This window comes from Bradyrhizobium sp. (genome assembly GCF_049798375.1).
Lineage (GTDB): Bacteria > Pseudomonadota > Alphaproteobacteria > Rhizobiales > Xanthobacteraceae > Bradyrhizobium.
Window position 1 is genome coordinate 1 of sequence record NZ_JBARGP010000298.1, and the last position, 17,962, is coordinate 17,962.

Below are 17,962 nucleotides of genomic sequence, written 5' to 3' on the forward strand. Positions count from 1 at the left end.
CGTACCAGCGATCAGCTCGCGCTCTACCGCGCCGTGCTGGATGCGGCGGGCAGCAAGCCGGTCACGTTCCGCACCCTCGACATCGGTGGCGACAAGGCGCTGCCCTATATGGAGACGGTGATCGAGGAGAATCCGGCGCTCGGCTGGCGCGCGATCCGACTCGGGCTGGATCGTCCCGGTCTCTTGCGCGGTCAGATCCGCGCGCTGCTGCGCGCCGGCGGCGGCCGCGCGCTGCGCATCATGTTCCCGATGATCTCGGAGATTTCGGAGTTCGACACCGCCAAGGGCATCGTCGAGCGCGAGCTGACCTATCTGCGCCAGCACGGCCACACCCTGCCGGAACGGATCGATGTCGGCACCATGCTGGAGGTGCCGGCGCTGCTCTATCAGCTCGATGAGCTCCTGACCAAGGTCGACTTCATCTCGGTCGGCTCCAACGATCTGTTCCAGTTCCTGTTCGCGGTCGACCGCGGCAATGCCAAGGTCTCGGAACGGTTCGACACGCTGTCGGTGCCGATCCTGCGCGCGCTGCGTGACATCGTGCGCAAGTCGCAGGCCGCAAGGAAGTCGGTCTCGCTGTGCGGCGAGATGGCCTCCAAGCCGATCGGCGCGCTGGCGCTGATCGGGCTCGGCTACCGTTCTCTGTCCTTGTCCGCAACGGCCCACGGCCCGGTCAAGGCGATGATCCTGGAACTCGACGCCAAGAAGGCCGAGGCGCGGATGGACGAACTGCTCGCCGCGCCCTCCGGCAGCATCTCGATCCGGCAGAAGCTGACCGAGTTCGCCGAGGCCGAAGGCTTGGCGTTGTAGCGAGACTCATTCGTCGTCCGCTCTGCCTCCTTGAAACTGCCTGCTTGAGATTTTTGATGTCGTCACTGCCCGAAGCCAAACTGGACGTCCTGCTCGCGCACCACGCCTCGCTGGAGGCGGCGCTGCTGGGCCAGGTCAATTCCGACAAATATGTCCAGATCACCCGCGAGCTTGCCGAGCTCAACCCGCTGATCGATGCGGTGAAGGCTTATCGTGCGGCAGTCAAAGAGCTCGCCGACGCCGAGGCGCTGATTGCTGATCCCGCGACCGATGCCGAGATGCGCGGCATGGCCGAGGCCGAGCGCGACACGCTGGTCGCGCGCCGCGGCGAGCTCGAGCAGGAGATCCGCGTCGCACTGCTGCCCAAGGACGCGATGGACGACCGTAACGTGGTGCTGGAAGTCCGCGCCGGCACCGGCGGCGACGAGGCCTCTTTGTTCGCAGGCGACCTGTTTCGGATGTATGAGCGTTTCGCCGCCTTGCAGGGCTGGAAGGTCGAGGTGATCTCGGCTTCCGAAGGCGCCGTCGGCGGCTACAAGGAAATCATCGCCGAGGTGCAGGGCCGCGGTGCCTTCGCGAAGCTGAAATTCGAATCCGGCGTGCACCGGGTGCAGCGCGTGCCCGACACCGAGACGCAGGGGCGCATCCACACCTCGGCGGCGACAGTCGCCGTGCTGCCCGAAGTCGAGGAGGTCGACGTCGACATCAAGAACGACGATCTGCGCATCGAGACCATGCGCGCGCAGGGCGCCGGCGGCCAGCACGTCAACAAGACGGAATCGGCCATCCGCATCACCCACATTCCGACCGGCATCGTGGTGATGATGCAGGACAGCCGCTCGCAGCACAAGAATCGCGCATCCGCGATGAACATTCTGCGCTCGCGCATCTATGACGCCGAGCAGCAGAAGGTGGATGCGGCACGCTCGGCCGACCGCAAGGAGAAGGTCGGCTCCGGCGACAGAAGCGAGCGCATCCGCACCTATAATTTCCCACAAGGGCGCGTTACCGACCACCGCATCAATTTGACGCTCTACAAGCTGCCGCAAGTCATCGCGGGCGAGGCGCTGGGCGAACTGATCGACGCGCTAACCACCGAGCACCAGGCTGCACAGCTCGCCGCCCAGGGCGCGGCGGCGTGATCGCCATGAACGCATTGCTTGAAGCGATGCGAGGTCGCAGCAACACAAACGGTGTCGTCCCGGCGAACGCCGGGATCCATAATCACCGGCTTTTGATGTTGCGGGAGAAGGCAACTCCGACCTCCCTAATCGTTCCGCGGCGGCGTCTGGGTCCCGGCGTACACCGGGACGACAGCTGGGGTGCAGCTCGCACTGAAGGGCTCATGCTGGCCGAGTTGGCGGGATGAACAATTCATCGCACGGTCAGACAATCGACGCCGCGCGCCGCGCGCTGGCAGCGCGCTTTGCGTCCGCCGGGCTTGATTCGCCCGAGCTCGATGCACGGATGCTGATGGGGGCCGCGCTGAACCTCGATCTCACCGGACTGGTCGCGCAAGGCGCGCGCCGTCTCACCGCAGACGATACGGCGCGGCTTGACGCGCTGACGCTGCGGCGGCTCGCGGGCGAGCCGGTCGCACGCATCCTCGGCGTGAAAGAGTTCTGGGGCCTGCCGTTCAGGCTTTCTGCCGAGACGCTGGTGCCACGGCCGGACACCGAAACCGTGGTGGAAGCCGCACTCGAGCATCTCCGTGACGCTGACAGCATCGCGCAGCCCCTGCGCATCGCCGATCTCGGCACCGGCTCCGGCGCCATCCTGCTCGCGCTGTTGTCCGAGCTGCCGCAGGCCTTCGGCATCGGCACCGACATCAGCGAGGGCGCGTTGCGCACCGCGCGCGGTAATGCCGCCGCGCTCGGGCTCAGTAGCCGTGCGGCGTTCGTCGCCTGCTCCTATGCCGTAGCGCTGTCACGGCCATTCGACCTCATCATCTCGAACCCGCCCTATATCCCGCGAGGCGACATCGCAGGGCTTGCCATCGAGGTCCGGCAGCACGATCCTGCTCGCGCGCTGGATGGCGGTGGTGACGGGCTCGACGCCTATCGCGCGCTGATCCCGCAAGCCATCAGCCTGCTGCGTCCGGACGGCGCCGTCGTCGTCGAGGTCGGCCAGGGGCAGGCAGGCGATGTTGAAGCCTTGATGACAAAGGCGGGATTGTCAGCAGATTTGACCGCTATCCGGGCGGACCTGGCCGGGATTTCCCGGGTGGTTTTGGGTCGCAAAAAGCCCATATAAAGCCAAAGTTAGACGTAAAAACCTCTTGGAATTATCCCCCGGAGCGACTACGTTTCCCGTGACAGCATCGGCGCAGGCCCCGTAGACTGCTACGGATCACGAGTTTGAAGAGCCACGCCGGGCGAAAGGTTCCGAAACGCAGGTCAGTTGAGCGCGATGGCCGACAGGGCTGCGCAGCTCGCGACTGCAGAGCGAACGAAAGCCTGATTTGCGCTTGACGTCTGACGTGAACAAACTGGGTCTGCCTCGGCAGGATCAATCCTGACGGGCAGCATGACATGGTTCGCCGGCATTTGAGCTGGTGGGTGGGGAACGCGTGTTGAACGCGCTTTTGTCGAGATACTCGACTGTCGATCAAATCGACATGGGTCGGATTGCAAAAGGGGACCGCGCCGTGGCGCGTGCAGCCCGGCCGATCTGCATTGGCATCACAGCGACATCCACGGCGGCAGTACAAGATTCCTAACGTAGGGTTGGAATAAAGGCAGGACATGAGAAACGGTCAAAACAACAAGCGGATGCGCAACCGCAATAGCGGCGGTGGTGGTGGTGGTGGTGGCGGTAATAACAACCGGCGCGGCCAGAATCCGCTGACCAGGGTGTTCGAGTCGAACGGGCCGGACATCAAGATCCGCGGTACGGCTTCCCACGTCGCCGAGAAATACGTTCAGCTTGCGCGCGATGCCCGCTCCTCGGGTGATCCGGTCGCGGCCGAGAACTACTACCAGCATGCCGAGCATTATTTCCGCTTGATCGCCGCCGCTCAGGAGCAGTTCCGCCAGAACCAGCCACAGCCGCGCAACATCGACGACGTGCCGTCGCCGGATGATCTCGAGGATGACGGCGAGAGCTTCTCGAATTTCGGCCAGGAGCCGGGCTTCGTTCCGGTGCAACAGCAGCCGCCGCAGCCCTACATGCGCGACGGCCGTGATCGCGATAATAGCCCGCGCGATCGCGACGGCCAGCCCTATCAGCGCGATCAGCAGCAGCCGCGTGAGCATCGCGAGCAGCGTGAACCTCGCGAGCAGCGTGAGCCACGCGACCAACGCGAGCCCCGTGAACCGCGCGAGCATCGTGAGCCCCGCGAACCCCGTGAACAGCGCGAGCGTCCGCAGCCGCAATTTCAGCCGCAACCGCAGCCCCAGCCGGTGGTCGCGGAGTCTGGCGTCGACCGCCTGCCGTCCTTCATCACCGGTCCGCAGCCGCAGATCACCAACGCGCCGGCAGCCTTCGAGGGCAGTGGCGAACGCTATCCGCGGCGCCGTCGGCGCCCGAATGGCCCGCGCACGGAGGCCGCAGCCGCTCCGGCGCCGAGCGAGGACTTCAATCCCGGCGAATAATTCTAGCCGGCATCCATCAGGCGGGTGGGCATGACCGTGCCCGCCCGCCTTTTTCTTTTGGAAGGCGGCTCGCGTTCCGGCGCCGGTATTTGTCCTCGGCAGCGGTTCATGCGCGCCTGAGCGCCAGGGAACACCAGGGGAGCACCGGCCAAGCCATGTCGCGAGCAGCGCCTCGGATTCGCGGTCGGCGTGCTGCGACACTGCTGTCAGCACAGAGTCACAGTCTGTGTGCTAGCAGCGCGTATGACCTATGTCCCGCTCGCCATCGCGATTCTCGCCGAGGTGTTCGCGACCACAGCCCTGAAACACACGGACGGTTTCAGCCGTCCGCTCTGGGTCGTGCTGACTGTGGCCGGCTACGCGATCGCGTTCTACTGCCTGTCACTGGCCTTGAAGAGTATCCCGACCGGCGTCGCCTACGCGATCTGGTCCGGTGTCGGCATCATCCTGATCTCGCTGTTCGCCTGGCTGTCGCGTGGCGAGCGGCTGGATACGCCGGCCATGATCGGCATGACCTTCATCATCACCGGCGTCGTCGTGATGAACCTGTTCTCCGGCGCATCCGCGCAGTAGACGGCCACGCGCTCGCCATGACCTCCTTCCGCAAGAACGGGGAGAGGAGGCGCACCAGCTCCTGCGCGACAGCTTTGCGATTCATTTAGCCCAGCCCTCACTTCCGTCGGGACGGCGACGGCACCAGCACCGGCTCGAGCCGCGGGATCAGCCTGACGCGTTCGCGGCGCGCCGGAATCACGCGATAGACCTGTTTGGTGGCCTCGACGATGTGAACGCCGGCAAATGGCAGCGACAGCGTCGCGCCGGCCTTCTCCCAGGCCAGCGCCGAGCGCAGAAACCAGCCGACGGCAAACGGCGGCATGAACAGCGCCTCGCCCCAGGCCGTCGGCGTGAACCAGGTCTGCCGCAACAGCTGCGTGATCTGGGAGCGCGAATAGGGCCGGCCGTGGCCAAACGGCGTGGTGTCGGTACGCGTCCATACGCCGCGCCGATTCGGGATCACGATGATCATGCGCCCGGACGGCGCCATCACCCGCCACACCTCGCGCAGCAGGCCTGCCGGGTCGTCCGACATCTCCAGCGCATGCACCAACAGGATGCGGTCGGCCACCGCATCGGGCAAGGGCAGCGAGAATTCGTCGACCAGCGAGGCCAGGGTCGGCCGCGCCGTCGGCCATTTCAATACGCCTTGCGCGGCCGGCATGAAGGCGATGCAGCGCTCGGAATCCTCGCGAAACAGGCCGAGATAGGGCGTGGGATAGCCGATGCCGAGCACGCGCTGGCCGCTCGCGCTCGGCCAACGCGCCCGGATGCCGCGGTTGATCAGGAGACGCGCCACGATGCCGAGGCGCTGCGAGTAGAAGTCGCGGAGATCGATGACGTCCATGGCGCCAGCCTACCATGCGGAAGCATGATCGTAAAAAACGAGCGCGTGGCCTTCGATACGACGATGGCCCGCGAGGCAGCCGCGCCCTCAATATGGCGTTGCGCCTGTGGCGTGAACGCCATATCTCTGGCCCCGTCAGCCGCTTCCTGGGACCGCCAATGCCCCGCAAGGCCTTAGGTCCGCTCGCGTCACCGACGTGACGTTCGTACCCGCCGATGGAGACATCATGGCCGCCGAAATCCGCGTCTTTTCCTGCCTGTCCGACAATTTCGGCTATCTGATCCACGATCCCGAGACCGATGCCACCGCCTCGGTCGATGCGCCGGAGGCGGCGCCGATCATCCGCCAGCTCGAAACCGAGGGCTGGCAGCTCACCGAGATCCTGATCACCCACCATCATCACGATCATGTCGGCGGCGTCGCCGAGCTGAAGCAGAAATATGGCTGCCGCGTCGTCGCGCCGCATGACCGCGCGGCGAAGATTGCCGATGTCGACCAGCGCGTCGCCCATGGCGACATCGTCAAGGTCGGCAATTTGCTGGCGCGCGTGCTGGAGACGCCCGGCCACACGCTTGACCACATCTCCTATGTGTTCGACAGCGAGAAGGCGTTGTTCGCCGCCGACACGCTGTTCTCGATCGGCTGCGGCCGGGTGTTCGAGGGCACCTATCCGGTGATGTGGGACTCGCTGCTGAAGCTGCGCGCTTTGCCCGACGATTTCCGCCTCTATTGCGGCCACGAATACACGGCGTCGAACGTCAAGTTCGCGCTGTCAGTCGAGCCCGACAACGAGGCGCTGAAGGTCCGCGCCGAGGAGGTGACGCGCCTGCGTGCGGCCAACCAGGCTACGATTCCCACGCTGCTCGGCGACGAGAAGAAGGCCAATGTGTTCCTGCGTGCGGACGATCCGGCGGTCGCCGCCAAGCTGCGCATGAAGGGCGCCGGTCCCGAGCAGGTGTTCGCCGAGCTGCGCGAACGCAAGAACAAGTCCTGAGGCGACGCAGGTGCTGTCCGCCGCCGAGATCATCGCGCGCCTTGACCTGAAGCCGCATCCCGAGGGCGGGTATTTTCGCGAGACGTTTCGCGACCCCCACACTGATGCGAGCAGCCGCGCCGCCTCGACTTTGATCTACTTCCTGCTGGCGCGCGGCGAGCGCTCGCATTGGCACCGGGTCGATGCCACCGAGATCTGGCACTATTACGCCGGCAGCGCGCTCTCGTTGCGGATCGCCGGGGATGGTCTGTTGGCGCAGACGGTTGCGCTCGGCATCGATCTCGCAGCCGGCGAACGGCCGCAAGCGATCGTCCCGGCGCATGCCTGGCAATCGGCCGAGAGCACCGGCGACTGGACCTTGGTCGGCTGCACCGTCGCGCCGGGCTTCGAGTTCGCGAAATTCGAACTGGCCCCTCCAGGCTGGGCGCCGGGCGGCTAGCCCTGGCAGAAGCCAACCGCGCCGCATGTCGCGGTGGCTGCGGCGTCAACCGGCTGCCGTACGCTGCTCCTGCAAGCGCTTGCTTCCTTGGCTCAGAAAACCAAGCACCGCATCGGCCGGCATCGGTTTGGCGAAGTAATAACCTTGCACGAAGTCACATCCCAAGCGGCGCAGGCTGTCGAGCTGCGCCGCGGTCTCGACGCCTTCGACGATGCAGGCAATCTCCATGTCGGCGCACAGCCCGGTCAGCGACTTGACGATCTTGTGGCTGACCGGATTGGTGTCGATGCTGGCGACGAAGCTGCGGTCGACCTTCAGCTTGTCGAGCGGCAGCCGGTGGACGTGGCTGAGCGACGAATAGCCGGTGCCGAAATCGTCCAGCGAGATGCTGCAGCCCATGGTCTTGAGCGTCGCGATCGAGCGTTCGGCACGGGCGAAATCATAGGTGACCGCCGTCTCGGTGATCTCGAACTCGATTCGGTGCGATGCGACGCCGCTCGCCTCGATCGCCGAGATCAGGTGCAAAACGCCCTCCGGCGAGCAGATGTCGTGAGCCGAAAGGTTGAACGAGAGGCGGATGTGCTCCGGCCAGGTCGCGGCAGCAGCGAGCGCCTTGACCAGCAGGACCCGGGTCAGGCTGCGAATGACGCCGGTGCGCTCGGCTGCGGGGATGAAGTCCCCCGGTGACACCAGCCCGAGCCTTGGGCTTTGCCAGCGCGCCAGCACCTCGAATCCGGTCGCCCGCTCGTCCCTCGCATCGATGATCGGCTGGAACGCCAGCTGCATCTCCTGCACGAAATCGGCGGTGCGCAACAGGTGCTCGATCATGCCGCGACTGCGAATTTCAGAGTCGTGTTCGGTCGAGAAGATCACGGCGGCGCCGCGCGCGTGGCGCTTGGCGTGATAGAGCGCATAGTCGGCGCATTCATAGAGCGGATCGGCCGCTGCCGCCGAGCGCGGATAGAGCGCGAAGCCCATCGAGCAGCCAAGTCCGGTATGTGCGGTGTCGAGCTGATAAGGCAGCTTGATGCGCTCGGTGATCTGACGTCCCAGCGCAAGCAGATCGTCGTCGGTGGGATCGCCGCCGACCACCAGACCGAATTCATCACCGCCGAGGCGGGCGAGATGAACCGCCAAGCCCCAGGTAGCACAGACCTCGGACAGCCGGCGCGCCGCCTCGATCAGGACGCGATCGCCGACCGTGTGTCCATAGGTGTCGTTGATCGGCTTGAAGCCGTCGAGATCGATGATGCCGACCGCGAGCCGCGTGCCGTCCTGCTCGGCCTCCGCGAAGAAGCTCGCAAGCTCGGAGAAGAAGCGCCGGCGATTGGGAAGCTCGGTCAAGGAGTCGAGATTGGCGAGGCGGAAGTTCTCATCCGAGAGAGCCTGCGTCGCAGCCTGTTCCGCGACCAGCGACTTGCGGCTGGCGACCAGCGCGGCAAAGTCGCGATAATAGATGAAAAGCACCGTCACCATCGCACCGGTGACCAGCAACTGGTTGACGGCGATCGCCTGCAGCGTCGTCTCGCCGGTCGTGATGAAGAAGGCGACGAAGGGAACGATGACGACCAGCGTCACCATCAATGCCGCGGAGCGCAGGTGCATCAGGCAGAAGATGATGCCGATGACGGTGACCGCCATGTAGAAGGCAATCTGGCCCTTCGCATAGGGATCGCCATAGGGAAACAGCGCCAGCGACCAGGCCACGAACAACGCACCGATCGGGCCGGCAATCCGGTTGGTGAGGCGCAGATTGCGCAGGATGTCGGCGTCGACATGGACGCTGTCGCGCTGGCGCAACCACCAGATCATCCGGAACCCGGTCAGAGAGATCAACACCAGGGGAATGACCATCGTCAGCCATGCCGGCGCCATCGGCCAAAACGTATAAGCTATGGCGGCGCTATTGGTGATCAGGATGAAATAGAGCAGCGGCACCTGCTTGGAGAATGCCTGGAACTGGGCGCGCGTGAGCTCGGGATTGTCCGCCGGGACACGAAACAGGTCGCGCGCAAGCACCAAGTCACGTTTCAGGTCCCGCATGTGCTACCTCGCTCAACATCGAGACGCCAACTTGCGCATCGCAGGTAAACGCGAGGTTAGGTGCAGCGGACAAAACGAGCTACGCAGCGGTTGTAGCGACGATGCAGCGGCTCGAACTTCCATCAAAAAATATGAGATCAAATGATACGAACGCTGGTACCGAAAACCAGCCAATGCGAACCTACCGGCGCAGCCTGAACATGTCTTTCGCTGCGACGAGGCCGCCGCCGGCGATCAGCACGGCGGCGAGCGCGATATCGGTGCTGGCCTTGGCAAAGCCGGCGAGGATCAGGAATGCGGTCGAAAGCAGTGGCGTCGCGTAGGACGCCGCGCCGAGCACGCGGATGTCACCACGTTTGATGCCGATGTCCCAGGTGTAGAACGCGGCTCCCACGGGCCCGATGCCGAGCCCGATGACGGCCAGCCATTGCAGAGAATTCTGCGGCCACACCGTAGTTTCCACGGTGAAGTGCATCAGCGCGGCAAGCACGGCGGTGGCGAGACAGAAGCCCGCCACGGCATCGGTCGGTACGCCCTTAAGCCGGCGCGACAGCACCGAATATGTCGCCCAGACAAAGGCGGCGATGAAGGCCGCGAGCAGGCCCGGCACCTGGCCGGCAGCGAAGCTCGCGCCATTGCCGACGAACAACAGCACGGTGCCGGCCAGTCCGAGCGCCGCGCCGATGACATGATGCGGTGCCAGCCGCTCGCCGGGGAGAAATGCGGAGAACAGCACGATCAGCAGCGGCCAGAGATAATTCAGCAGGCCGGCCTCTGCGGGTGGCGCGAACCGCAGCGCCAGGAAATACAGCGCGTGGTAACCAAACAGGCCGCCGACGCCGACGACCCAGGCGACCACCGGCTGCCGCAGTGCCTTCAGTGCGCCGGGCCGACCGATCCAGGTCAGACAACCCACTCCGCCCCCGATCGCAAAGGTCATGGCCGCAAGCTGGAATGCCGGGATGGTGCCGGTGGCCACCGTCATCACCGACAGCAGCGACCACATCAGGATCGCAGTCAGGCCGATCAGGGTCGCGGTGCGTGAGGACATGGGCACACTGTCTCCGTCATGGCCGGGCTTGTCCCGGCCATCCACGCCCATGAGCAGTTCAGAGGTTGGAAAGACGTGGATGCCCGCGACAAGCGCGGGCATGACTAATCATTTGCAGCATCCAACGTCGCGAGGCAACGCTCTTCGGCGTCACACCATGTACTGTCCGCCATTGACCGTCAGCGTCGAGCCGGTGATGGCGCCAGCATCATCGGCGGCGAGGAAGACGACCGCGCGCGCGATCTCCTCGGGTTCGCCGAGACGGCCGACCGGAATCAGCGGCAGGATATTCTTCTCCAGCACGTCCTTCGGCACCGCCTGCACCATCTCGGTGTTGATGTAGCCCGGGCAGATCGCGTTCACGGTGATGCCGGCCTTGGCCGTCTCCAGCGCCAGCGCCTTGGTGAAGCCGATGTCGCCGGCCTTGGCCGCGGAATAGTTAACTTGGCCGAACTGCCCCTTCTGGCCATTGATCGAGGAGATGTTGATGACGCGGCCGAACTTGCGGCCGCGCATGCCCTCAATCACCTGGCGCGTCATGTTGAACAGCGAGCCGAGATTGGTGTTGATGACGGCATTCCACTGCTCCAGCGACATCTTGTGAAACGCGGTGTCGCGGGTGATGCCGGCATTGTTGACGAGGATCTCAATCGGACCGAGCTCTTCCTCGACCTTCTTGACCCCTTCGGCACAGGCTTCGAACGAGCTGACGTCCCATTTGTGGACGGGAATGCCGGTCTCGCTCTTGAACTTCTCCGCAGCGGTATCGTTGCCGCCGTAATTGGCCGCGACCTTGTATCCGGCGGCCTTCAGCGCCTTGCAGATCGACGCTCCGATGCCTCGCGTTCCGCCCGTCACCAACGCAACCCGTGCCATGTCGAATCCTTCCCTTAACCTTCCCTGCCCGCGCAACCTGATGTCATCAGCGCGCTTCGAGGGGGTTGTTGTTTGAACGATCGCCGCCGAAGACGGTATTCACGTTTCCGGATCGGACTTACGCAGCACACTCCTTTTAGTTTCGAATTATGCGACCGGTTTGACGAACATCAAGAACAAAACGCCCGGCAATTTAGCCGGGCGTTTCTTTAGTCGACTATGGTGCGGTTGCGAAGGATATTTGCTTCGCAACCGCTGCCGCATTTCTAGTCGCGTGCGACGCACATCGCGATGCCCATGCCGCCGCCGATGCACAGCGTGGCGAGGCCCTTCTTCGCATCGCGCTTCTGCATCTCATGCAGCAAGGTCACGAGTACGCGCGCCCCCGATGCGCCGATCGGATGACCGATCGCGATCGCGCCGCCATTGACGTTGACCTTGGCCGGATCCCAGCCGAGGTCCTTGTTGACTGCGCAAGCCTGTGCGGCAAACGCTTCGTTGGCTTCGATCAGGTCGAGATCGGCGATATTCCAGCCGGCCTTCTTCAGCGCCGTGCGCGACGCCGGGATCGGGCCGGTGCCCATGATCTTCGGATCGACGCCGGCCTGGCCCCAGGACACGATGCGCGCCAGCGGCGTCTTGCCTTCCTTGGCGGCCTGCTTGGCGGTCATCAGCACCACGGCGGCGGCGCCGTCATTGATGCCCGAGGCATTGCCGGCGGTCACCGAGCCGTCCTTCTCGAAGGCCGGGCGCAGCTTGCCCATCGCGTCGATCGTGGCGCCGTGACGCGGATATTCGTCCGCATCGACGACGGTGTCGCCCTTACGACCCTTGATCGTGACCGGGACGATCTCATCCTTGAACCGGCCTGCCTTCTGCGCTGCCTCGGCCTTGTTCTGCGAGCCGACCGCGAACTCGTCCTGCTGCGCGCGGGTGATCTGGTATTGCTTGGCGACGTTCTCGGCGGTGTTGCCCATGTGATAGCCGTTGAAGGCATCCCAGAGCCCGTCCTTGATCATGGTGTCGACGAACTCGAGCGGGCCCATCTTGACCCCGCCGCGCAGATATTGCGCGTGCGGCGCCATGCTCATGGATTCCTGGCCGCCGGCGACCACGATGTCGGAGTCGCCATTGAGCAGCGCCTGATAGCCGAGCGCCACCGTGCGCAGGCCGGAGCCGCAGAGCTGGTTGACGCCCCAGGCTGGGCTCTCGACCGGAATGCCGGCCGCGATCGCAGCCTGACGCGCCGGGTTCTGGCCCTGCGCCGCGGTCAGGATCTGGCCCATGATGACTTCGGAGACGCGGCCGGGCTCGACGCCGGCCCGCTCCAGCGCCGCCTTGATGGCAATGGCGCCGAGATCATGGGCGGGCAAGGTGGCAAAGGCACCGTTGAAGCTGCCGACCGGGGTGCGGGCGGCGCTGACGATGACGACATCGTCTGACATGGGCATCTCCTGGAGCTGGTTTCTTGGACTGAAAGTTTTCGACTTGAGGCTGGAGAATGAGCGTCCGGCGGCCTGCAGTCCCGAGACAGGCCGGGGAGGGGGAATGATCAATCTTCAAGCCCCATCCTGTTAACGTCGTTGAGGCATGTCAATTGGCCGGAGCCGTAAATCTCGCTGCAGCGCATTCAATTCGCGCGCGTCTGGCAATTTGCTGCGCAATAAGTTCTGCCCTCGAATTAACCTTTGCGCACAAAACCGTAGCCGAACTCGCTCGAAAGTGATTACTTTATTGCATTGCGTAGCTCGTTCGCCCTGCGGCGAAAGCCGCCGGGTTCCCCGTCCTCGGTCCTTGTGTGAGCCCCCTTATGGCGAAATCCGACCAACCGACCACAATCAAGAAATACGCGAACCGGCGGCTCTATAATACCGGGACAAGCACATATGTGACCCTGGAAGACCTCGCAGCGATGGTGAAGAACGGCGAGGATTTCCTGGTCTATGACGCCAAGACTGGCGACGACATTACCCGTTCGGTGCTGGCGCAGATCATCTTCGAGCAGGAGAACAAGGCCGGCCAGAACCTGCTGCCGACCACCTTCCTGCGCCAGCTGATCCGCTTCTATGGCGACAGCATGCAGATGGTGGTGCCGAAATATCTCGAGCAGTCGATCGATACGCTGACGCGCGAGCAGGAGAAATTTCGCAAGCAGATGGTCGACACGTTCAGTGGCACTCCCTTTGCTCCGTTGGAAGAACACGTCCGCCGCAACATGGAGCTGTTCCAGCAGACCTTCTCGATGTTCAAGCCGTTTTCGCCGGGGCGCACCGGTGCCGAGGAGAAGGCGCCCGAGCCAGCAACGGGTGGCCACGACAACATCGACGATTTGCGCCGCCAGATGCGCGAGATGCAGGACCGGCTCGACCGCATGTCGACCGAGCCGAAGAAGGAAGAAGGCGGCTAGTTATTCGCTGCCCGGCGGGAGCGGCTGACGCGCGCTCTCGCGCTTATATGGTTGTCGTCCCCGCGCACGCGGGGACCCATACCGCGTGATCACCGAACGGGCACGCGGTTAGTACCGCGCACTATCATCAAATCCTGTGGTTGTGGATTCCCGGATCGGCGCTCGCATCCGCTCGCTTGTCCGGGACGACAGCGGGGTCTGTGGCCGCGCCTCAGTAGCAAACAATGGTCAAATTGATCTCGGAGCCCCTACCCGACTGCGGGCCGAGCCTGGTCGCCGGCCGGCCGCCACGGCCGCTCGCTTGAGGCGAGTCCGATCAGCCGGCCCTGGATGTAGTCGCAGCCCCAGGTCTGCAGCAGCGCGGCGGACTCCTCGTCCTGCACCCATTCCGCCACCGTCTCGATCTTCAGGCGCTGCGCCAGCTCGAGCAGCGATTGCACGAAGGCGCGGTCATCCGTCGAGCGCGCCAGGTTCTGCACGAACGCGCCGTCGATCTTGACGATGTCGACGCCAAGCTTGCGCAGGTTGCGGAACGAGGTGTAGCCGGCGCCGAAATCGTCGATCGCGATCCGGCTGCCGAAATCCTTCAGCCGCGTCACGAAGCCGCGGAGGTCGTCGATATCCTGGATCTCGACCGTTTCGGTGATCTCGATGATCAGCCGTTCGGCAACGCCGGGATGCGCGCGCATCATCGATTCGATCGAGGCCCACCACACCGGATCCATGGTGGTATCGGGTGAGATGTTGAGGCTGAGCCGCGCCTCGGGCGCGCTGGCGAGCTCGGCGACCACGAGCTCGAGCACCCGATGATCGACCAGGCGAATCAGGCCGAGCCGCTCGGCGACCGGCACGATGTCAGGCGCCAGCAGCACCCGTCCGTCATCCTGCTCCATCCGCACCAGGCATTCGTAGAAGGCCGCATCGCGGGTTGCGATCCGGACCACAGGCTCGAACGCCGTGACGATGCGCCGCTCGTTGAGCGCGGTGACGATTTCGTCGGTGACGCGGATATTGACCCGGCGCTGCGCGTCGCGCTCGACATTCGGACGCCAGGTCGCAAACGAGCCGGCGCGACGACGCTTGGCGGCGTCGAGGGTCTCATGGGCGCGGTTGATGGCCTCGTCGGCCGAGCGCGCATGGCGCGGCACGCTGACCGCGCCAATCGAGGCGGTGACCGCGACCGGGCCCGAGCTGGTCGGCACCACCTCGTCGCGAATCCCGGCGAGAAAGCGCTCGGCCGCGATGGTCATGTCGTCGACTGAGCAGTTCTTCAGGATCAGGCCGAACTTGTTGCCGGAGAAACGGCCGAGCACGTCGCCGCCGCGCAGGCGGGCCCGGATCCGCTGGGCGACTTCCAGGATCACACCGTCGGCGATGTCGAAGCCGAAGGCTTCGTTGATGCGGGCCAGATGGTCGATGCAGATCAGCATGAACGCGCAGGAGGTGCGGAAACGCTGTGCCTCCTCGATCGTCTCCGCCAGGGTCGCGATCAGATGCGTGCGGTTGTGCTCGCCGGTCAGCGGATCGTGCTGCGCCAGCTTCAACAGCTGCTCGTCGCGCGCATGGCGCTCATTGTTGATGCGGACGATGCCCTGCACCCGCGACGGCCGGCCGCCGGGACCGGCGAACCAGCGTCCGGTCTCCTCGATCTGGATCAGCGGCGCAGCCGAGCTGACCCGGACGCCGTATTCGATGCGATAGGGCGTGCCATCCTCGCCGTGAACGGGGGCAGACTGCAGCAGGACATTGGCGCGGATCGATTGCTCCGGCTCGATCAGCTTGGCGAATCCCGCACCACCAGACAGTTGCTCCGGCGGAATGTCGGCGAACACGGCGGCAGCGTGGTCGCTCCAGACGATGGCGTCGGTCGCAATATCCCACACGAAGGCGGCTTGGCCGAGCGAGGCCAGGATCAGCGAGGTCTGTGGCACGTCGGATATCAAGATCGCCTCGTTTCGGGACAGGACCGGGCTTCGCCTCGGCACCGAGATGTGGACGTGGCCGTTTCCATCCGCGAGCTGGCAGCGGCGCCGGCCTTTACGAATCAGGTTACGCATATTTGCGTTAACGGACAGCATGTCCTTGCAACAAGCCGACGTCAGCTTGGCGAAGGAAAATTTAAGCGGCTCTGTCGGCCGCGCACGGTCAGTTTACTGGGGCCGTGGGAACGACTTAACCGCCGCCGGCATCAGTCTTGCGAGGTGTTCGGCAGGAAAGGATCCGGCGTCCCGGAATGCGACAGGTCAGCCGGATATGGGTCGCTCAATGTTAACGATTGATCGAACCGCGATGGCAGGCGACGATGCGGACACCCGGCCCGCCAGCACGGCTCTCGTGCCGACGACCGCCTCCTCGTACCGCGCCCCGGCGAGCCGAATGTCGCGGCCGGATCCGAGCTTCGTGGCCCATCTGATCGCGACCGCTCAGCAGCTGCCGCAGACCCGTCACCTGCGTCGCGCGGCACCGCAAGAGGCGCTCTCGGCCTACGCGGCGCATCTCGCGCCGGCGCGGCGCATTGGCCGGCAGACCCGACAGACCATCTGACAGAATAAAGCGATGCCGCGGGCCTAATCAGCGTTTCGGCGCGTCGTTCTCGCTCGGTGGCTCCGGCGGCGTGACCGTCGTGGCCTGCAGTCCAGGCGCCTCGACCTCTCGCGGCGGCTCCGCCGCGACGGGCGCAGGGTGGGGAGCGGGATGATCTGACAGGACCGATTCCGCAACCGATGTCGCCGGCGGCACCTGCATCACATCAGGCGCAGGCTCGGCTTCAACATGCGCTGGAACCACGGGCGCCGGAACCACAGGCGCAGGCTCGGGCGCCACGACGACAGGGGCCGCTGCGACCGCACGCGCCCGTGCGCTGCGCTTGGCGCGCAGCGCAATGCCGGAAATGAATTCGACCATTGCCAGCAGCGCCAGCAGGAAGAAGATCGAGTTGGCGAATTTCGGCCACATCACGAATTCGGCCGCCGCGCCGCCGAACACCAAGAGCGACAGCAAATGGTCGGTGAGATATTTGCCGCGCGCCGCCTTGATGACCTCAAGCAGCAGCAACAGCACGCTGAGCGTCACCAGCATGTCGCCGAGCGACACCGCCCAGACCTCGCCCGACACCAGCGGGAGGCGCACCAGCGGCTCGGTGAAGCCGACCCCCGGCATCAAGAACACGATGATGTTGTAGATCGCGAGCGGGATCAGCAGCAGCGGGAAACCGACCATGGACATCGGCGAGGCCCTGAGTGGCACGCGAGCAGACGCCCGGCGCAGTTTCAACCAGACCGGCGCGCCGCGCAGGCAAACGGGCGCAGCGCTCAGTCCACGCACAACGGTCCCGGCGAACCTTTTCGCGCGGGACCGGTCTCAACCTCATCAATGGCTGAATTCGGGCAAAACCGCAGCCGGCCCGCGCCTCACGGCGCGGTGCAGGACGTCAGACGTCCTTCTTGGCCTTCAGAACCTGCCGGCCCTTGTACATACCGGTCTTCAGGTCGAGATGGTGCGGACGGCGCAGTTCGCCGGAGTCCTTGTCCTCGACATAGGTCGGCTTCGCGATCGCGTCGGCCGAGCGACGCATGCCGCGGCGCGACGGCGAGGTTTTTCTTCTGGGGACGGCCATATCGGTATCCTCTAGGGTGATTTGCAAGGCATCGTCCGCAAAGGGACGGCCGGAGCCAGTGGAAGCCCGCAAGCCCGGATGCCGATCAAGGCCGCGCTTATAGGGGATGAAGACCGGCAATGCTAGGCCCGATTGCGGCAATTGGGGCCAAAATTCGCGCTGCCGACCGGCTATCGGCCACCGCCCCAGCAGGTCTGCAACGCCGGCGACACCGCCCGCGCCATATAGGTCGCTGACAGCCGCCGCACCCCGGGCCCCGGCGCGCGGGCACTGCGCTTGACCGGATTGGGCAGGATCGCGGCCATCAGGGCCGCCTCCCGCGACGACAGCGATGCCGCCGACTTGCCGAAGGCGTAATTGGCGCCCGCCTCGGCCCCGAATTGGCCCGAAGGCCCGAGCTCGGCGATGTTGAGATAGAGTTCCAGGATCCGCCGCTTCGGCAGCACGGCGTCGATCCACAGCGCCAGCGGCAGCTCCAACGCCTTGCGCACCACGCTGCGTCCCGGCCACAGGAACAGGTTCTTCGCCACCTGCTGGGTGATGGTCGAGCCGCCCCGCGTCACCTCGCCGTCCTCGGCATCGTCCACCACCTCGCGCAGTGCGTCCCAATCGATGCCATGATGGCTGCAGAATTTGGCATCCTCCGCCGAGACCACCGAGCGCGGCAGGTAAGGCGACATCGCCGACAGTTCGATCCAGCGCCGCTCGACCGGCCTGCCCGTCACCGAGCG

The 17,962-nt window shown here is 65.0% G+C and carries 18 protein-coding genes; 9 read left to right on the top strand and 9 right to left on the bottom strand.

The window, feature by feature from the left end; genetic code table 11:
* The 5 genes from WA702_RS12745 to WA702_RS12765 all read left to right on the top strand — a co-directional run.
* A partial coding sequence (locus tag WA702_RS12745; RefSeq protein WP_425110884.1) for a putative PEP-binding protein occupies nucleotides 1-810 on the top strand: 810 nt, incomplete at its 5' end.
* A gap of 56 nt (nucleotides 811-866) precedes the next feature.
* The gene (prfA, locus tag WA702_RS12750; RefSeq protein WP_425110885.1) at nucleotides 867-1,952 is read left to right on the top strand and encodes a peptide chain release factor 1; all 1,086 of its coding nucleotides are present in this window, start codon (nucleotides 867-869) and stop codon (nucleotides 1,950-1,952) included.
* A gap of 223 nt (nucleotides 1,953-2,175) precedes the next feature.
* Complete coding sequence (prmC, locus tag WA702_RS12755; RefSeq protein WP_425110886.1) at nucleotides 2,176-3,063, top strand: peptide chain release factor N(5)-glutamine methyltransferase; 888 nt, start codon at nucleotides 2,176-2,178, stop codon at nucleotides 3,061-3,063.
* A gap of 491 nt (nucleotides 3,064-3,554) precedes the next feature.
* Nucleotides 3,555-4,403, top strand: a complete 849-nt coding sequence (locus WA702_RS12760; RefSeq protein ID WP_425110887.1) for a DUF4167 domain-containing protein — start codon at nucleotides 3,555-3,557, stop codon at nucleotides 4,401-4,403.
* Nucleotides 4,404-4,646: 243 nt separating this feature from the next.
* On the top strand, nucleotides 4,647-4,976 hold the full coding sequence (locus WA702_RS12765; protein WP_425110888.1) for a DMT family transporter: 330 nt from the start codon (nucleotides 4,647-4,649) through the stop codon (nucleotides 4,974-4,976).
* A gap of 97 nt (nucleotides 4,977-5,073) precedes the next feature.
* Here WA702_RS12765 and WA702_RS12770 read toward each other — a convergent pair whose 3' ends face one another.
* On the bottom strand, nucleotides 5,074-5,805 hold the full coding sequence (locus WA702_RS12770) for a class I SAM-dependent methyltransferase (RefSeq protein WP_425110889.1): 732 nt from the start codon (nucleotides 5,803-5,805) through the stop codon (nucleotides 5,074-5,076).
* Nucleotides 5,806-6,031: 226 nt separating this feature from the next.
* On the opposite strand from WA702_RS12770, the gene gloB reads away from it, so the two are divergent.
* Entirely contained in the window at nucleotides 6,032-6,799 is a 768-nt protein-coding gene (gene gloB / locus WA702_RS12775; RefSeq protein WP_425110890.1) for a hydroxyacylglutathione hydrolase, read from the top strand.
* 10 nt (nucleotides 6,800-6,809) lie between these two features.
* Nucleotides 6,810-7,238 carry a cupin domain-containing protein gene (locus WA702_RS12780; protein ID WP_425110891.1) on the top strand — a complete coding sequence of 143 codons (429 nt, stop codon included), beginning with the start codon at nucleotides 6,810-6,812 and terminating at the stop codon, nucleotides 7,236-7,238.
* Nucleotides 7,239-7,283: 45 nt separating this feature from the next.
* Here the strand turns inward: WA702_RS12780 and WA702_RS12785 are convergent, their stop codons facing one another.
* The 4 genes from WA702_RS12785 to WA702_RS12800 all read right to left on the bottom strand — a co-directional run bounded on the left by WA702_RS12785 (nucleotide 7,284) and on the right by WA702_RS12800 (nucleotide 12,653).
* Complete coding sequence (locus tag WA702_RS12785; protein ID WP_425110892.1) at nucleotides 7,284-9,281, bottom strand: putative bifunctional diguanylate cyclase/phosphodiesterase; 1,998 nt, start codon at nucleotides 9,279-9,281, stop codon at nucleotides 7,284-7,286.
* Between the two features lie 181 nt (nucleotides 9,282-9,462).
* Nucleotides 9,463-10,332: a DMT family transporter gene (locus tag WA702_RS12790; RefSeq protein WP_425110893.1), complete on the bottom strand. Its 870-nt coding sequence runs from the start codon at nucleotides 10,330-10,332 to the stop codon at nucleotides 9,463-9,465.
* A gap of 150 nt (nucleotides 10,333-10,482) precedes the next feature.
* Nucleotides 10,483-11,208, bottom strand: a complete 726-nt coding sequence (gene phbB, locus WA702_RS12795) for an acetoacetyl-CoA reductase (protein ID WP_425110894.1) — start codon at nucleotides 11,206-11,208, stop codon at nucleotides 10,483-10,485.
* A gap of 266 nt (nucleotides 11,209-11,474) precedes the next feature.
* Complete coding sequence (locus tag WA702_RS12800; RefSeq protein ID WP_425110895.1) at nucleotides 11,475-12,653, bottom strand: acetyl-CoA C-acetyltransferase; 1,179 nt, start codon at nucleotides 12,651-12,653, stop codon at nucleotides 11,475-11,477.
* Nucleotides 12,654-13,018: 365 nt separating this feature from the next.
* On the opposite strand from WA702_RS12800, the gene phaR reads away from it, so the two are divergent.
* Nucleotides 13,019-13,615, top strand: coding sequence for a polyhydroxyalkanoate synthesis repressor PhaR (gene phaR / locus WA702_RS12805; RefSeq protein WP_425110896.1), 597 nt, complete (start codon nucleotides 13,019-13,021; stop codon nucleotides 13,613-13,615).
* A gap of 248 nt (nucleotides 13,616-13,863) precedes the next feature.
* On the opposite strand, the gene WA702_RS12810 is transcribed toward phaR, so the two are convergent.
* A complete protein-coding gene (locus WA702_RS12810) occupies nucleotides 13,864-15,558 on the bottom strand; it encodes an EAL domain-containing protein (protein ID WP_425110897.1) in 1,695 nt (564 codons plus the stop codon).
* Between the two features lie 433 nt (nucleotides 15,559-15,991).
* Between WA702_RS12810 and WA702_RS12815 the strand changes: the two genes are divergently transcribed.
* A complete protein-coding gene (locus tag WA702_RS12815) occupies nucleotides 15,992-16,159 on the top strand; it encodes a hypothetical protein (protein ID WP_425110898.1) in 168 nt (55 codons plus the stop codon).
* A gap of 27 nt (nucleotides 16,160-16,186) precedes the next feature.
* On the opposite strand, the gene WA702_RS12820 is transcribed toward WA702_RS12815, so the two are convergent.
* The 3 genes from WA702_RS12820 to mtgA form a co-directional block, all read right to left on the bottom strand.
* Nucleotides 16,187-16,840, bottom strand: coding sequence for a hypothetical protein (locus WA702_RS12820; RefSeq protein WP_425110899.1), 654 nt, complete (start codon nucleotides 16,838-16,840; stop codon nucleotides 16,187-16,189).
* Between the two features lie 205 nt (nucleotides 16,841-17,045).
* A complete protein-coding gene (gene rpmF, locus WA702_RS12825; protein WP_407157074.1) occupies nucleotides 17,046-17,231 on the bottom strand; it encodes a 50S ribosomal protein L32 in 186 nt (61 codons plus the stop codon).
* Nucleotides 17,232-17,401: 170 nt separating this feature from the next.
* On the bottom strand, nucleotides 17,402-17,962 hold a 561-nt coding region (gene mtgA, locus WA702_RS12830; protein ID WP_425110900.1), incomplete at its 5' end, for a monofunctional biosynthetic peptidoglycan transglycosylase.

Excerpts from the sequence above, each read along its gene's own strand:
- gloB (WP_425110890.1), top strand. The coding sequence starts at position 6,032 with ATGGCCGCCGAAATCCGCGTCTTTTCCTGCCTGTCCGACAATTTCGGC.
- WA702_RS12800 (WP_425110895.1), bottom strand. The coding sequence starts at position 12,653 with ATGTCAGACGATGTCGTCATCGTCAGCGCCGCCCGCACCCCGGTCGGC.
- WA702_RS12820 (WP_425110899.1), bottom strand. The coding sequence starts at position 16,840 with ATGTCCATGGTCGGTTTCCCGCTGCTGCTGATCCCGCTCGCGATCTAC.
- WA702_RS12785 (WP_425110892.1), bottom strand. The coding sequence starts at position 9,281 with ATGCGGGACCTGAAACGTGACTTGGTGCTTGCGCGCGACCTGTTTCGT.
- phbB (WP_425110894.1), bottom strand. The coding sequence starts at position 11,208 with ATGGCACGGGTTGCGTTGGTGACGGGCGGAACGCGAGGCATCGGAGCG.
- prmC (WP_425110886.1), top strand. The coding sequence starts at position 2,176 with ATGAACAATTCATCGCACGGTCAGACAATCGACGCCGCGCGCCGCGCG.
- WA702_RS12790 (WP_425110893.1), bottom strand. The coding sequence starts at position 10,332 with ATGTCCTCACGCACCGCGACCCTGATCGGCCTGACTGCGATCCTGATG.
- WA702_RS12760 (WP_425110887.1), top strand. The coding sequence starts at position 3,555 with ATGAGAAACGGTCAAAACAACAAGCGGATGCGCAACCGCAATAGCGGC.
- WA702_RS12815 (WP_425110898.1), top strand. The coding sequence starts at position 15,992 with ATGTCGCGGCCGGATCCGAGCTTCGTGGCCCATCTGATCGCGACCGCT.
- rpmF (WP_407157074.1), bottom strand. The coding sequence starts at position 17,231 with ATGGCCGTCCCCAGAAGAAAAACCTCGCCGTCGCGCCGCGGCATGCGT.
- prfA (WP_425110885.1), top strand. The coding sequence starts at position 867 with ATGTCGTCACTGCCCGAAGCCAAACTGGACGTCCTGCTCGCGCACCAC.
- WA702_RS12770 (WP_425110889.1), bottom strand. The coding sequence starts at position 5,805 with ATGGACGTCATCGATCTCCGCGACTTCTACTCGCAGCGCCTCGGCATC.
- phaR (WP_425110896.1), top strand. The coding sequence starts at position 13,019 with ATGGCGAAATCCGACCAACCGACCACAATCAAGAAATACGCGAACCGG.
- WA702_RS12765 (WP_425110888.1), top strand. The coding sequence starts at position 4,647 with ATGACCTATGTCCCGCTCGCCATCGCGATTCTCGCCGAGGTGTTCGCG.